Here is a 15,170-nt window from a genome sequence, read left to right on the forward strand (position 1 = left end):
TTTGAATCTTTCTTCGGAACCCATAAGCGCTGATGACCACATATTAGGCCATGTACGAAAAGTCCATGGGGTTCATGCAAGGCAAAAAAGGCGAGGAAGCGGATTCTACGGATTGTATGAGTATTCCGAGCTTGTTTTTAACGCAGCATCACGGATGCGCAGCCACTTTTCGTACAGGGCTTTAGGTGACGCAATGCCGTTGCTCATCTGAAATCAGTGAGAAGAGAAGGATCAATGGCAGTTACCAAAGCAGTCTTCACCAAGGGGTCGATGTTGCGGCATGTAGTATTCATGACCAGCACCAGTGCGACCAGCCTGCTGTCGATCTTTCTGATCGAAGTGCTGACCGTGGTTTACATCGCGATGCTGCGTGACGACAGTTTGCTGGCTGCGTTCGCTGTAGCCAAAACCCTGATGTTTTTCCTCATTTCGATGATCCTGGGCATCGCCGTGGCGGTCTCGACAACGGTTTCGAGAAGCCTGGGTAGCGGCGTGCCGGATCAAGCTAGACGCCTCGCCAGTAGTGGTGTGCTGCTTGGCAGCATGGCTACCGTTTGTGGTGCTGCGCTTGAGCTGGTAGTTCTCGACCAAGCCATCCGCATGTTGGGCGCAGAGGGCAACAGTTTTACAGCGGCGCGTGAGTATCTGTGGCTAACCCTTCCGGCTTCGGTGCTGGTCGCTGTCGAGCAGCTGTGGGTGCAGATACTGCGCAGTGCAGGCTTCGGCAAACAGGCGATGTGGACCCTGCTGACGGCGACGGCCGCCGTTGCCATCGCAGATCCGCTGCTTATTTTGGTGTTCGATCTGGGCCTGGTGGGGGCTGGCATCGCCTACCTGATATCGAGCCTGGTATCGGCCTGTCTGGGGTTTTACTACGTTCACCGAGTCGCCCATCTGACCTGTCGGGTCAGCCTGAAGAACCTGTCAGGTGACATCAGAAATATCGGGCGAACCGCCTTGCCAGCGGTGATTGGCAACCTGGCGACTCCAGTGGGCATGGCATACGTAATGGCTGCGATGGCGCCGTTCGGGTCTCAGGCGCTGGCGACTATCGGGGTGATCGACAGGGTTATTCAGGTTGCTTTTTGTGTCGTGTTCGCCTTGCCCGGTGCGCTGATCCCTATACTGGGGCAAAACCTGGGCGCAATGAACACTGCTCGCGTGTCGCAAGCCATAAAGATAACGTACGGATTGTTGATCGCCTACGGCTCAGTGACCTCGCTGTTACTCATTCTGCTCGCTGAGCCATTAGCCAGCTTGTTTCATGTCGCCGGTGAAGGTCTGGTCGTGTTCTTCGCGTTCTGTCGATGGGGTGGCGTCCTCTGGACGCTGATTGGGCTGCAATTTATTGCCACCTCAGTCTTCCTCAGTATGGGGCGACCTGCGTACGTCACACTGTTCGGCTGGCTGCGCGCCAGCCTGGGAACCATGCCGTTCGTGTGGTATGGGGCACATAAATTTGGCAGCGTCGGGGTAATGCTCGGGCAGTTGATGGGTAACACCATAGTGGCCTTTTGTGCCTGCTGGCTCGCGCATCTGCTCATGAAAAAGATGTTGGACATCGAAATTCATTCAATAGGGAACCGATCCCTCCACCGGGGTAACTCATAGTCCACGTTTTGCCTCCCCCTAGCCTGGCTGTCGGGGGGGGGGAGCAGGATGTGCAGAAAATCAAAAAAACAGACTATAGAGGACTCGCATGACTGCCTACGATGTAGAAAAGGAATGGAGCAGAATTTCCAATACTGCCGCTAAGACCCACCAGAACAATGATTTTGAAGGTTTCACCTACCAGGACTTCAGAACACATGTACCGATCATGGACAAGGAAGGCTTCACGGCGCAGACCGAACGCTGTCTGGAACGCAACGAGCGAAACTGCCTGATCGGCTTTACCAGTGGCACCAGCGGCAACCTCAAGCGCTGTTATTACTACTACGACTGCGAAGTCGATGAAGATAGCTCACGCTCCAACGTCTTCCGCAGCAACGGCTTTATTCAACCCGGTGATCGCTGCGCCAACCTGTTCACAATCAACCTGTTTTCTGCCCTGAACAATATCACCACCATGATGGCCGGCAACTGCGGTGCGCATGTAGTGTCGGTGGGCGACATTACCCTGCTGACCAAGAGTCACTTTGAGGCACTCAACTCGATCAAGCTCAACGTACTGCTTGGCGTACCATCGACCATCCTGCAGTTCATCGACGCCATGCAACAGCACGGCGTGCACATTGACATCGAAAAGGTCGTCTTCAATGGCGAAGGCCTGAAAACCTTCCAGAAGAAAATCATCAGGGAAGCCTTTGGCGAACAGGTTTCCATTGTCGGTGTGTATGGCAGTTCCGAGGGCGGCATTCTGGGTTTCACCAACAGCCCGTGCCACACGGAATATGAGTTTCTGTCCGACAAGTATTTCATCGAAAAAGAAGGCGACAGCATCCTCATCACCTCGCTGACCCGAGAGAACTTCACGCCGCTGCTGAGGTATCGCCTAGGAGACACCGCAACCCTTTCAATGAAAGGCGACAAGCTCTACCTGACAGATATCCAGCGGGAGGACATGAGCTTCAACTTCATGGGCAACCTCATCGGGCTGGGCATCATTCAGCAAGCCATTAAACAGACACTGGGCCGATCGCTGGAAATGCAGGTCCACCTGTCAGTGACCGAAGCGCGCAAGGAGCTGGTGACCGTTTTCGTTCAGGCCTCCGAAGTCGATGAAGACGAACGCGCCAGAATCGAAACAGCCATCGCTGATATCCCCGACATCAACGAGGCGTATCAGAAAGACCAAGGCAGCGTGTCGGTCCTGCGCAAGGATGCCAGAGACTACGCCGTCTCGGAGCGAGGCAAAATGCTCTACATCATCGACCGCCGAAACTGAATGGCTGATGTGAACGAGTGAGTAGCTGCACCGACGGGGCCTTTGGCGGTGTCGGGGCAGTTTTTTAGAGGGTTCATGTATAGGAATTTCAATAATTCCTATACAGGGTAATCCTCCTAAAAAGGCACCCTCTGTGTGATGCCAACGTGGCGTCGATGTCGGCAAAAAGCTTTTTTCACCCATCACCCACGCCGAAAAATGGATTGAAAGCGACTTTTCTGTACCTTTTCCAGATTTTGGACGCACCTCTCCCGTATCAGGCCGGCACGTAACTCAATTGCGCGATGCTGTGGGCATTGTTGACCAGGCTGTTACCGCTGATGCAGAATTGACCCATGTGACGACTTGGCTTTGCCCCATAAGTATTCAGCCCAAAGTCAGACCTGCTAACGCTTTACGGAGTAGAAGCTTGGGTCAGCGAAATTTCGACACATGGGTCAATTCTGCATCAGCGGCAACAAGCAATGGAACTGAAAACCAACGTAAGGCATGGTTAGAGTTTGCTAATCCTCTCAGATTGCGGGGATTAGCGAACTTTGATTTTCTGAACGAGTTTATGGCACCGCTTTTCAGGGTGATATCACCTGTCGTGGCGCTCGCTGAAGCGGTATCATAAAACGTGGTTTTATCGTATTGGCCAGGCTGCATTAGGGGGGACGGACAGGCTGGGCTTAAGTGCACTTTCTGTTACGTTATTCCCCAAGCCCCCGACAATACAATATTAGACGTCAGCCCAGCGAAGCTTCAGGTAGTCGACCACCTGCTGAGTCTGTGAGGCCCGCAGAAACATATGTCGAAATAACATGCACCCGGAAATCTCAGTCAGAGAATCATTCAGGTCAAGCTGACGGGTAATTTCAGGCACGCCCCCCTCGACAGTCCAGTCGGGCTCGGTTTCTGATGCCGTTCCCACTTTATACAGAGCCATACCAATATATAACGCTGTGCCAGTTCCGCTGACGGTATCCGCCCACCACTGTGTGATGACATCATAACACGCAACCTCACGAGCAAACGGCCAGTATACCTGCGGGGCGATATAATCAATGATGCCGTCAATGACCCATTTCCGTGTGTCTGCATACGCAAAATCGTAATTAGACGCACCGGCCTGCGTATCAGACCCCAGCGGGTCGTCAGATTTATTCCGCCAGACGCCTGCCGGGCTGACGCCAAACAAGACATCCGCTTTTACGGCGGCTATTTTTTTATGGCATGTATCAACCAGCGAATAAGTGTTATTCCGCCGCCAGTCGGCCTTCGTGGTAAAGTTCGTATTGTATTTCTGATAGGTGGCATCATCCTGCAGCAGGGAATCCGCGGTTTCATAATAAAAATAATCATCGAACTGAATCGCATCAACATCGTATTTGGTGACAATTTCTTCAACAATACTACCAACCCACGCTTGAACTTCAGGTATGCCGGGATTGAGAACAAAGCGGTTCGCTGCGGCCCCAGTCCACTCAGGATGCGTATTAAACACGCTGGCTGGCGAGTCAGATGATGAGTTATTCAGTTCTTCCATTGTGCCATCGCTGGCGCTCATCGATATGCGGTACGGGTTCACCCATGCGTGCAGCTCAATATTACGAGCATGCGCCTGCTCAACAGCATAAGCCAGTGGGTCGAAGCCGGGGTTTTTTCCGAGCGTACCCGTCAGGTACTTCGACCATGGAAGCAGATCTGATGCGTAGAATGCATCTGCGCAGGGAACAACCTGGAATATGACGGCATTCATTTTCATTGCCACAATCTCATCAAGAATGCCGGTCAATTCTTCTTTCTGTTTACTGACACGTGCAGCCTCATCAGTGATGGCCACAGATGAGACTGACGGCCAGTCAAGATTCGTAACTGTCGCGACCCAAGTCGCCTTGAGGTTTTTGTTCGCAGTTGCCATTGTGGTTTCTCCTTTGTACAGGGTTCTGAGTGAACGAAGAACGCCTGCTCTCACAGGCGTTCTTCAGGCATCGTATGGGAGCGGCGTGTCAGCTCAGTTGCACGTCTTTCATCGCAGGAATATAACCGTAGTCATATTCTTCCTGCACGAACGAGCGATCCCCCTTCAACAGGATTCTCACCGTCGGCGCTTCGGTCCCGCCGATACGATAATCCTCGCCTTCGGTGGGCACGCTGTCGATGAAAGAAGTTACCAGACCGTTCGGCATGACGCAGTGCGAATACGTCTGGAAAGGCTGCTCGGGCGGATTACCGAGCACAAGGCCGGAAGCGTTCATTGGCCGGTACGGACCAAACAAATGTTCGCCGACAAAGCCGTACACCCCGTCTGGCCCTGTAATACCATCGGCATACGTGAACTTGTGACTGATGGTGAACAAGTAATACTTGCCGTCTTGAAAAACATAGTGCGGGCGCTCTGTCTGATCGTTCACGCCGACGGCCGTCACCAATGGCGGAAGTATTTCCCACTCTTCGCCACTGAGATCTTTTGCAACCGCCAGACCGATACAACCCACCTGGAATCTGGCACCCCCCACGTCTTCATGACCCGGCGGCACAGGGCCAAGTTCGGCAGCCCCTACTGTGTGCGAGCCGCGTTCACCGGCGACATTGCCTTCAAACACCATGTACAACTTGCCGTCATTGGGATCAATGAACGGACTGGGATCGCGAAAGTTCCAGCTCGAGTTCTGCGCTTCGGTTTGATAATACGTTCCATCGGCCTCGAACAGTTTTTTGACCTGGGTAAAGTCTTTCAACTCCACGCCCTGATCGGACGTCACAATACGGCCACGTACTTTGGCGATCGCTGCGCCGGGTGTGACGCAGGTGTAATAAAGATCAATATCGCCTTTGTCATTCAACAGTATGGGTGTGCCCGCCCACTCTCGCGTCGTGGGCGATACCCCCTCGGCCATTACACGGCCACCAAAGATCCAGTCCTTGCCGGTACGCGAGTACCAGTAGCACATGCGTGCGCGGCCATGACGATCTTCCCAGTCACGCTTGATGTCATAACGGCCATTGGCGTCGAGATATTGCGGATCATCGGGATGACGGTCAGCCGTCAGGGTCAGGATGACCGACCAGCCGTTGACCGAAACCACCGTGCCATCCAGCTCGCGCAGCGGCATGGTGTCCCAGATGAATACCGTATCACTCATGACCGGAAAGTCTGGACTGACCAGTGGCTGCGTGGTGGTCGGGTCATTTTCATTGACCTTCAGCGCGTCGGCGCGGGACCAGACAGTGGGTGCGTAGTTGATGTTACCTACTAGAGGACTATTTTTGAGCTGGCTTACAGCAGAGCTGCTATTGGACATAATTGATACCTTTAAATAGCTTTGAGAGGCAGCAGCGACGCTGCTGTACCTCTGTCGCTCAAAGGCGATGACTCAAGGCTCACGGCCTTCACATGATTCAACGTCCCGCAGCGGGAGCACTTGATCTGGAGTTCGGTGTAGTCACCGATGCGAGCCAGCAGCTTCTTGCACTGCCCGCATCGGTAGTCTTTCAAAATTTGCATTGGTCTCCTTGTGCTTCGCCCAATAAAAAACCCCGCCTGGGCGGGGTTTGGGGGATCGCAATTTACTGGTTGGCGCTGTTTAAAAGCCCGTGTCCGGCGGCTGCCCTGAGGCGCAAATCGCATATCGTGGAACCTTTTTACCCCCCTCCGGAAAGGCTGGAAAGGGGCAGTTTCGGAGTAGGTAGAGTTTGGCCGGAGTTCAACACGAGTTCGACCGCAGTTGCGCAATTGACCCGGATAAACGGTACGAGACAGCGCTTTTATTGAGGGCGCTTCAGAAAAAGGAATTTCCTATGAAAGTGCTATGACTAATCGAAAAATTGGGTAGCTAGGAAAGACTGGAGGACACCCTGCCCCTTCATCCCAACCATGTGCATTTGCTCTACGGCCATGTGGTTGCACCTAAAGCGCTGGTGGCCAGTTCGCTGCGGATGAAGCCCGACCACCTGTTTCTGGCAGAGCTGACGGGCGATGAGGCGTGGCACTACATTGAAATGCAAAACACCGGTACCGGAGGCACCGTATGTACGGCGCACGCCAACGATGCCGAAGCAGGATTCGCTCGGGTGTGCGGCTTGATCAAGCAGTCACCGATCGGCATCGGCCTGGACTATAGCTACATCGAGCGCCTGGTACGGACCACATTCGACGTGGTGGTGTACATGGAAAACACCTACATCGAGGAAGTGCATTACGAACCCGAACACAAGCTTGCCTTGCTCAATGGCCAGCGTCAACGAGCTGCCTAGGAGAACGCCATGTGGTGGAAAGTCGTTATCGATAGTGGTCATGATGATCGTGTGTTTTGTGATCGGGCTGTACGCAGGGGGTGCGCTGTTTCTGCACCTGACTCAAGGTCACTTCGCCGGCTTGTCCTGGGACACACTGTGGGAGGCCCGCAAACTACCCTGGAACGACCGGCGGATGCTGTACGTGCCTTGGTCGTGGTGTGTGACGGCCGCCCTGACGTTCCTGCCAGTCGGCATCACGCTGATGGCCATTTTCATGCGCTTGAAGCCCAAGACCTCGCTGCACGGTGATGCCCGCTTTGCCAACAACCGCGAGCTGCGCCAGTTCGAGTATCAAGGCGAGGACAAGAACACCAGCAAGTAGGCATTGCACCCGCATCTCTCCTGATACTCCCGCATTTTCAAACCATTCCAATGCACCACCACGCAGACGGCTATCGGCCGCCTGGGGCCGAGCGGTGTCCGGAAGCACCTTGCAGGAAATTCTCAATGGAGAATCAGAAGGATACCTGGGCAACACTTGTCGGGTCGAAAATCCTAATGCGCAGTGGATGAGTGGAACAAAAAGTAGAAAAGCAGCCACTCATACCGCTGGCAGTTTGCTTAAAGGGCTGCTGATACTAGTTCTAAAATTTCCCGATACGAAAAACAGGAGAGGTTCGTGAGTACAAATAAGAAAGGTATTGATCTATCGCATTTTCAAGGTGATGTTGACTTTAAAAAAGTTTCTGAGGCTGGCATTGAGTACGCTTTTATCAAAGCAACAGAAGGCGCTACCGTACAGGATGCAAAATATACCACGTATCGTACGGACGCTAGAGTCGTTGGAATAAAAACGGGGGCATATCATTACTTTCGAGCACTCAGTAGCTCGCCGGAAGCACAACGAGATAACATCGTTAGTACACTTACTGCTGCTGGCTTCGATGCATCAACTGAGTTTTTTGCCATTGATGCGGAGCTCGAAGGCAACGAAAAAGCCACGCCGGACGAAATGGCTGATAATCTTCATAAGCTGCTAACTTTATTGGAGAGTGAAAAAATTTTACAAGGAAAAAGACCCTTTATATATTGCGATAATAATTTCTGGGCAAATCATATTTCAGGGGATAAGTATGCCTTTAGTGAATACCCTCTGTGGATCGCTAATTGGAATGTTAGTGAACCTAGGATTCCCGCTACATGGAAGGCAGCAGGTAAAAGCTGGTCAATTTGGCAGCACAGTAATAAAGGTCGCATCGACGGCATTGAGGTTGATGTAGATCTTAACTGGGTCCGTATTTGATCCAGTGATTTTGTAATTGGGCTAAGCGCTAATGACATTAACTGCATCGCAGCTGGTAGCCTATTGAAAGCACGTTTATCGTCCAACAAACTATAGGGTGTTGGACGATAACGCCGAAGACAAGCCTGCTACAGTTACTGTGAGCCCGAGTGATCCTTCAGTCGTAGATAATCTGAGCCAAAAAGCGTGCTGATTGCGACCCGTTACAGGTAGTCATTACGCACGCATCGACCCCCTGATATCCCCACCAGTGTGAGCATTCTCAGGTTGTAGATGGACATATGAACCTCTAAGGACGCAGGGGCAGAATGCGGGTGGAGCCGTTGATACTGAACAGTGCGCGGGAGTCATCCAGGCTGTTGAGCTGCCAGTTGCTGCGACCATATCGCCGGGGCGTATGAGGTTCAGTGGGCTCAGTTGAGTGCTGCCAGGCGGGGCGACTGACAAGAAACGCTCACCACCGCGATATTCCAAACCCACGACCGAAAAGGGCGGAGGTGCCACCGCTTTGACTGAAGGGCAAATATCTGAATTCATCCAGTATCACCAAGTCTGTGCGAAGCAGTGCCTGACCACGGTGCAGTTGCCGTACTACGAGATCGGTCGTAATGCTGCCCGGCACTTGATAGAAAGCCTCGAAGTCTCGGGAGCCCAGCCGAGTCCAGCCAGTGGATTGTCCGCTGGTGGTCAGGGAATCGTTATGAGCGACTTGCAAGGGATAGATCACGCATCAACGCTGAGCACTTACTGCTTGTATAGCGGTCGTTGAGATTCAACCAGACGAACGACGAACCACAACAAAAAAAGCGCCCCTCAGGTCGCTTCCTTTGTTGTTTCAGTGAGTAACGGAATTACTGCGGCATCTTATCGAGTTCACCCCACGTCATATCACGAACGGCATCGCTGAAGCTGCGCTCACCTTCGAGGGCAACACGGTTTGCCTGATCCAGGCGCTTGGCAGTAGCGTCCATCGCTTGCCGCTCGCCGAGCAAGTCGGCGCGCAGCCGCTGCAGTAATGATGTTGTCTGTTGAAGCTCCATCGCCATCTCTTCGCTGTTCGAACCGCCCTCCTGAGCACCTCGTTCAAGTTGCGTCAGCAACTCGTCGCGGCGAACGACCAGGGCGTTCACTTGCGATGAGACCCTGTTAAGTTCAAGTCCTGTTGCCGTGCCAGCTTCCACCCCTTTGCCAGCCAATATTTCCATGGCATGTCCGAGCGAACGCCGACTTTTTTCAACACTGAGCACATGGGCCAAAGCCGAAGTTTCCGTCTGCCTGGTCCGCTCGCCGGATATCGAGTACACCATTTCGCTAGCCTGGAGCATGGCCTTTACATCTTCATCCAGGGCCTGATGATTTCGTTTGAGCGACGCAAATGCACCCCGCACACTTTCTCCATCGGCGTTGCGGTCATCAATTTCAGGCGCTGGCAATTCAGGAATGCGCAAAAGCAGTCTGTCTACATGCGCGGACGCCGTTCCATAAGCATGCTGAAACGAACCGATAGCATTCGCCTCACGTTCATGCGCCGAATTCATACGCTGAATTTTGCCGTCAAGTTGTCGCCATACGTCATTCGTTGTCAGGGCAGCAGCCTCCCCTGCGGTGCGCATCGTCGCCTCTTTACGCGGCGACGGAGGGCCATACGGAACATCCCCGGCCTGGGTTCTCTGCCCCAGAGCCTGAATACCGGATTGCTGTAATACCCGTAACGGCGACTGCAGCGCTCTGCTTCCGGCTTCCAGCACCTCAATACCTTGCAAACCGTCATAAAGACCGTATCGGAACTGGATTTCCGCTTCGAACAACTGATGCGATGTCGCGCCAGTGGCCGAAACGTTCAGCAGCGGCAGCCCTATTCTTGAAGTCACGGGGTTTTCATCGGTGTTATGTACGGCGATCGCCGCCAGCCGGTACAGGTCAGGTGTGTTTTTGATCTTGTCCAGAACGCCGCGCCAATTCAGTTCGCTTGCTGAGGAGCCCGGCAAACCCAGCGCACGTGCCGACGCCTGCTGCTCGCGCGCCAGTAGCGCGTCATTGATGGCGAACCTCGCCTGCGGACGCATCTCGAACACGTATCGCACCTGATTGATGTTGGGCAACGACTGGAAACAGCGCATGACCTGATCAAAGCCAGGTGTTTTGCGACGCAGTTCCGCCATGTCGTTCAGTTTGCTGCCAAGCCCTATATGGCCGATGGCGTGAAAGACTACGGTTTCTAGCGATTCACGCCCGAACAGGTTGAACTCCACCCGCGCTCCGGGAATTGCGCGGGCATGATGCTGGACGGCGCTTTGTTCCTGCTGACGCAATTGATGCAGCATCTCCACTACCGAGGCGCGATCAATTTCGGAGCTCGCCTGCCACACACTGTTGCCTGCGTTCGACATCTCTCGGGCCGCATCAAGGCGCTGACGGCGCAATGCATTTCCATCCAGGGCACCACCGGCTTCAACGTTACGCGCCTTCGAACTTTGTATACGGTCAATCATCTGATTGATTGTCGCGATACGCTCGCTGGGGCTGGTCGAATAAGCGAGCGCACCCAACTCCCCGATATTGTCAGGAAAGGCGCTGGCCAGACGCTGACGCATCTGGCTCCACTCGTTGGCCGTAATGGGCTTGGCGACTTGCGTATCGAAGGTGCGTTTATAGCTGGCCGTCGACAGGAAGGGGCCGCGGCGCTTATCGTCCACCACGCTATCGGTCGGCAGTTGCACATCGCTTGACGCAACGCGGATACCGGCGAGCTGCAGGTTACCATTTCCAGTAGACGCATTTATCAACTTTTGAGGGCGATCGCCGAGCGCTGAAGAGAGCGCGCCTCCCAGATTCAAGTTGCTGTTGAACTCCAGATTGAAATCCGTGCGCCCTTGAAATTCCAGGCCGATAATCTCTGCCCAGGCGTGATCCAGGTGCAACTCCATTTGTCCCCAGTGCGCGCCAGCCTGCACCGTCGCGCCTACCGACAGCGCCCCCGACGCGGTACTGCGTCGGTTGTCGGCGCCGGATGCAGCAGCATCTGCCGACGGTTTCTGTGGTCCATATTTCTGGCTCAGGCTAAACGGCGATACGCTGACGTTTGCCCCCACCGAGCCATTCAAATTGGTTTCGAACAGATCCAGACCAATCGAACCACCGTTCACGCCAGTGCGCAGGATCTGAGTACTATCGGGGTGATTGACGTCGAATAACAGCCGCACGAAATCAGAGATCGTCGAAGGCGCGATAATCACGGCGGCGCCTTGACCATGCTGGTATGTCCCGGAAATACCCAGGTTGGCGGAGCCTCCCCACGTTGAGTTCATCGAGCGACCCGGCCGCGAATCAAGAACACGGCCACCAGTGCCAAGGCCTGGCTTGAAGTCGATTCCGACCCCTGACGTCGCTGATACGGAGGCCTTGGCGTGGCGCACAAAAAACGCGACCAACCCGGCATCGCCGTCCTTGCCGTCACCGATGCGCTCCACGCCGAGTACCTGAAGCGCCTCGCCAGTTATGCCGACGCTAAACGCATTAAGATGTTTCCAGTCGGCGCCCCCCAACGACCCGCGAATTTCCAGACCGCGCGACTGCGTCGAGAAAAAGGTACTCCTGTTGAACAGATCTAGGAGTAAATCGGACATACGCGCGGCCATTTCGTCCGGCGCGGCATCGGGCGGCAAGCCAAGATTTTTGAGCAACTGGGTGCGGCGTGCCGAGCCCGGCAACGATATCTGTTCGCGAAACGTCGTCACCACATCATCGAAGGCCGCTAATTGAACCCAAGAAGACAGACCGAGTTTGCACAACCCCGGAAGCCTGGCATCTTGCTGAAGCCTCTCCGCCATTTCCAGCGCCTGCGTATCGGTGCTGGTCAACAGCGCATCATAGTCCACCAAACCCGCCATCAACCCTGATGTTCGCAAGCCGTGTGGCGCATGGCTGCTGGCACTGTCAGCGCTTCCATCATCCGCCGGCAAGCGTACGCCAGCACGCATCATTTTTTCGCTGACCTCGCACAAGACGCTCAACAGCTCAGCCTCACGTTCGCCCATACGATCAGCGTGCAGCGCCGCGCCACCCGCCAAGGCTTTAATACTCTGGTTCAGGTTCGGCAAAATATCTTCTGATCTGGACAAGCCGACCGAAGACAGCGCTTTATTCACTTGCGAATGCTGCCGCCGCCATAGCTCGGCCAGCCGGAACGTTGGCGTAGAGGTGGTAGACGTCAGATCGCCAGCACTCTCGCCGTCCCCCATATCGCCCATGATCACGCCTTCATGGAAGCCTATCTTGCGCAAGTCGCGTAACAGCGCTTCCAGCTTCTCTTCCCGCAGGTTCAACAAGCGTTGCGTTTGCTGATGTGACAGCCCGAACTTTTCTCCGTCGGACGGTCCTACGGCTGAAGCGACGCGTACTTGCGCGAGCGTCGGCAACTGTTCGAACAGCGTTTTACCTGACGTATACGCCTGCTTCGCCTCATAATGGAAACTGGCCAGACGCCTCTCCTGGGTTGTCGGCGGCAGTACGACGCCAAGCTTGTGCGCCATTGCCCGCATCGTGTTTTTCGTCACTCCGCCCAACACATCTCTCGCCAATGCGCCAACCTGAGCGCGCGTCGTATCAACCACTGCCTGTACGCTCGACGTCATCGTCAACGGGTTGTTCGCTGCTGTCCCCATCAGCGTCGTAACCGCAGATGCATCATGATGCGGTGTGCTGATACGACTGGCTTGCTGCTGGTTGACGCGGGCGTTGGTGCCTGCAAGAAAGTTCTCCGACGGCAGTTCGTCTGCCTCCGGTTCGGGCTTTACGCGTGCTGGCAAGGGACGATTGTCGTGCGACGTCATCGCAGGCAGCAACGTGTGCCAGTTATCACCCAGCTGCAATTGTATTTGCCCAGTTCGAGTGGCGCGAAGATTCGAAGGGTGATCAATCCCCGGCAGAATTATCGGCACCGGCTCCCAGTCATCTTTCGCGCTCAAACGTTTCAACTGAGGTCGCTGGTTATGAGGATGATGCAACACGAGCAACTGATCGTTGAGCCCTATGGCGAGGGCGATGGGGCGCTGCATCAGGGGAAGTCGGCGGGCTTTGCCATCCGCGTCGGCGGCGATCAGCAGACCTGATTCCATCAGCGCGACGCTCTGGCGATTGCTGTGAACCGCCAGCGCCTGCACTGGCTCGTCAAACTGCGCGATAAGCCTGGAGCGTAACTCCACTGTATCCGGGATAACCGCCAAAGGTCCCCCCGCAGGATGACGCGGCAGTTCGGCATCAGTCGGCAACCAAGAGGTACGGCCCTCCAGTTTCAGTTCGACGACCTGCCGTGCATCCCCCAATAAAGCAAAAACCGGTTTCCTGTCGATAAATCCCAACGCAGAGGAATAGAGAGCGGTCACACCCGTCAGCTGTTCGCCGCCCGTCTGTCTTAACCGCTCCCATGGCTGGTCAGGAGCCGGTTGATAATGCAGCACGCCGTCGATATGCCCCACCTGAGCATGACCATCAAGCTGAACGTGCGACTGCACAGCGGTCTCCGACGGAACATGCAGCCCCTCGGTGTAGAGCAGCAGCAACGGGCGATCCAGCAGATACGCCGGCCGAAACAGCACCTCGTTCTGCGCTCGCTGCAAGCTCATGCGCCGCCCGTTTTGATCCTGCAACATGAGATGAACAGTGTTGTCCCTGGACAACCCCATGGTGGTCACGGCCCAACCTTTGCCCTGCGCAAAATCGCCAGGTAATTTCAGCCGGTGGGCTTCAACAGGCCCGGTGCCTTTCAGATCGGCCTGATAAATACGTCCTTTATCATCGAGGATCAGCGCAGCGTTGCCGCGCGGCAATGGCAGTAAATCAACGGGGCGGGCCGGACTCTGCTCGACCCCCAGGCCGCTGGCTTCTGGCCGCAAAAGCTCGACAGGACGGGAAATGCCATTTGAATGAACCGCGCCCTCATGCAGCCATTGCACCTCGCGACCGGCGCCAATGCGCACCGCCGCGCCTTCGGGAAGCCGTTCGGTCGGCACGGACTCGGCAGACGTGTCGGTTGCGCGCCAGAGTTGCCTGCCGTTGTGTAGATAGACATCGCCATCAGCCTGCAAACCAATCATCCGCAGGGGCTCTCGGGGGGCCGCGCCAGGCAGCGTCAATGACGTCCAGCGCTCTTTCATATTTGCGGTATGAACCACACCGCCGCGCTCTATGTATGCTCGATCATGGGAGGACTGCCAGACTCCTGTTAATAATCCTATCGGCGGTTCGGCAAGCCGGGCAGCCACAGCATCGGCAGTTATTTCTCCGCTGATGCCGTATTCAATGTCAGGGTGGACCGTCAAAACGGCCATCAACATGCCTGGTACGGATGTGAAAAACGCCTCATTACGCGGCGCTAGCGGCTCGTGATGCATGGCGGTATAGCGCACTAGCTTGCCATTGTTATCAAGGCTGGTTTCGCTTTGAACCGACGGTCGCTTTGCCAGCCAGTCATTAATGACGCTCACCCCATCTGTATGACTTCTGATACGAACATGCCTTCCGCGTTGCGACGGCACCGCTTGCAGTCCGAGCACCTGACTATTCAAACTTGCATGAGCCCGATTTCGCATGCCGCCCTTGTGAGACGACGGGCTTTCATCAACCAAGGGCAATGGTTCAGGTAGCTGAGGCGGGCTGTTAGCAGGCGAGACACTGTCTGCATGATGAGGGAGAGGGTTGGCAGTAAATCCGGAAGAGGTAACCTTTACCATCGTTATTATTAAACTCCTGTATATAAAA

General features: G+C 54.9%; 8 protein-coding genes and 3 pseudogenes. 6 read left to right on the forward strand and 5 right to left on the reverse strand.

Translation table 11 applies throughout. The features are described 5' to 3' along the window. The first annotated feature begins 234 nt into the window (after positions 1-234). Both LJU29_RS00515 and LJU29_RS00520 read left to right on the forward strand, forming a co-directional pair. Positions 235-1,611: an MATE family efflux transporter gene (locus tag LJU29_RS00515; RefSeq protein WP_257111523.1), complete on the forward strand. Its 1,377-nt coding sequence runs from the start codon at positions 235-237 to the stop codon at positions 1,609-1,611. Positions 1,612-1,699: 88 nt separating this feature from the next. Further along, positions 1,700-2,887 (forward strand): AMP-binding protein, encoded by a 1,188-nt coding sequence (locus tag LJU29_RS00520; protein ID WP_054995849.1) that lies wholly within the window; start codon positions 1,700-1,702, stop codon positions 2,885-2,887. Between the two features lie 721 nt (positions 2,888-3,608). Here the strand turns inward: LJU29_RS00520 and LJU29_RS00525 are convergent. The 3 genes from LJU29_RS00525 to LJU29_RS00535 all read right to left on the reverse strand — a co-directional run bounded on the left by LJU29_RS00525 (position 3,609) and on the right by LJU29_RS00535 (position 6,377). Further along, on the reverse strand, positions 3,609-4,790 hold the full coding sequence (locus LJU29_RS00525) for a glycoside hydrolase family 10-like protein (protein ID WP_257111524.1): 1,182 nt from the start codon (positions 4,788-4,790) through the stop codon (positions 3,609-3,611). Positions 4,791-4,878: 88 nt separating this feature from the next. Beyond that, positions 4,879-6,174 carry a glycoside hydrolase family 68 protein gene (locus LJU29_RS00530; RefSeq protein ID WP_057443805.1) on the reverse strand — a complete coding sequence of 432 codons (1,296 nt, stop codon included), beginning with the start codon at positions 6,172-6,174 and terminating at the stop codon, positions 4,879-4,881. A gap of 11 nt (positions 6,175-6,185) precedes the next feature. Then, positions 6,186-6,377 (reverse strand): Com family DNA-binding transcriptional regulator, encoded by a 192-nt coding sequence (locus LJU29_RS00535; RefSeq protein ID WP_054078654.1) that lies wholly within the window; start codon positions 6,375-6,377, stop codon positions 6,186-6,188. 332 nt (positions 6,378-6,709) lie between these two features. Between LJU29_RS00535 and LJU29_RS00540 the strand changes: the two are divergent. The 3 genes and pseudogenes from LJU29_RS00540 to LJU29_RS00550 all read left to right on the forward strand — a co-directional run. After that, positions 6,710-7,126 (forward strand): annotated as a pseudogene (locus LJU29_RS00540) (P-loop NTPase family protein); the annotation flags it as partial. Between the two features lie 40 nt (positions 7,127-7,166). Next, positions 7,167-7,490 (forward strand): hypothetical protein, encoded by a 324-nt coding sequence (locus LJU29_RS00545; RefSeq protein WP_005760372.1) that lies wholly within the window; start codon positions 7,167-7,169, stop codon positions 7,488-7,490. Positions 7,491-7,787: 297 nt separating this feature from the next. Continuing rightward, positions 7,788-8,411, forward strand: a complete 624-nt coding sequence (locus LJU29_RS00550) for a glycoside hydrolase family 25 protein (protein ID WP_054995932.1) — start codon at positions 7,788-7,790, stop codon at positions 8,409-8,411. A 289-nt stretch (positions 8,412-8,700) separates the two neighbouring features. Here the strand turns inward: LJU29_RS00550 and LJU29_RS00555 are convergent. Continuing rightward, positions 8,701-8,918: pseudogene (locus LJU29_RS00555) on the reverse strand (hypothetical protein); the annotation flags it as partial. A 61-nt stretch (positions 8,919-8,979) separates the two neighbouring features. Here LJU29_RS00555 and LJU29_RS00565 point away from each other — a divergent pair. Continuing rightward, positions 8,980-9,115: pseudogene (locus LJU29_RS00565) on the forward strand (LacI family DNA-binding transcriptional regulator); the annotation flags it as partial. A 147-nt stretch (positions 9,116-9,262) separates the two neighbouring features. Here the strand turns inward: LJU29_RS00565 and LJU29_RS00570 are convergent. Then, a complete protein-coding gene (locus LJU29_RS00570) occupies positions 9,263-15,001 on the reverse strand; it encodes a type III effector (protein ID WP_257112909.1) in 5,739 nt (1,912 codons plus the stop codon). Positions 15,002-15,170: the final 169 nt, after the last annotated feature.

Source organism: Pseudomonas ficuserectae (assembly GCF_024584585.1).
GTDB classification, from domain to species: Bacteria; Pseudomonadota; Gammaproteobacteria; order Pseudomonadales; family Pseudomonadaceae; genus Aquipseudomonas; species Aquipseudomonas amygdali.

Excerpts from the sequence above, each read along its gene's own strand:
- LJU29_RS00515 (WP_257111523.1), top strand. The coding sequence starts at position 235 with ATGGCAGTTACCAAAGCAGTCTTCACCAAGGGGTCGATGTTGCGGCAT.
- LJU29_RS00520 (WP_054995849.1), top strand. The coding sequence starts at position 1,700 with ATGACTGCCTACGATGTAGAAAAGGAATGGAGCAGAATTTCCAATACT.
- LJU29_RS00525 (WP_257111524.1), bottom strand. The coding sequence starts at position 4,790 with ATGGCAACTGCGAACAAAAACCTCAAGGCGACTTGGGTCGCGACAGTT.
- LJU29_RS00530 (WP_057443805.1), bottom strand. The coding sequence starts at position 6,174 with ATGTCCAATAGCAGCTCTGCTGTAAGCCAGCTCAAAAATAGTCCTCTA.
- LJU29_RS00535 (WP_054078654.1), bottom strand. The coding sequence starts at position 6,377 with ATGCAAATTTTGAAAGACTACCGATGCGGGCAGTGCAAGAAGCTGCTG.
- LJU29_RS00545 (WP_005760372.1), top strand. The coding sequence starts at position 7,167 with ATGATGATCGTGTGTTTTGTGATCGGGCTGTACGCAGGGGGTGCGCTG.
- LJU29_RS00570 (WP_257112909.1), bottom strand. The coding sequence starts at position 15,001 with ATGCGAAATCGGGCTCATGCAAGTTTGAATAGTCAGGTGCTCGGACTG.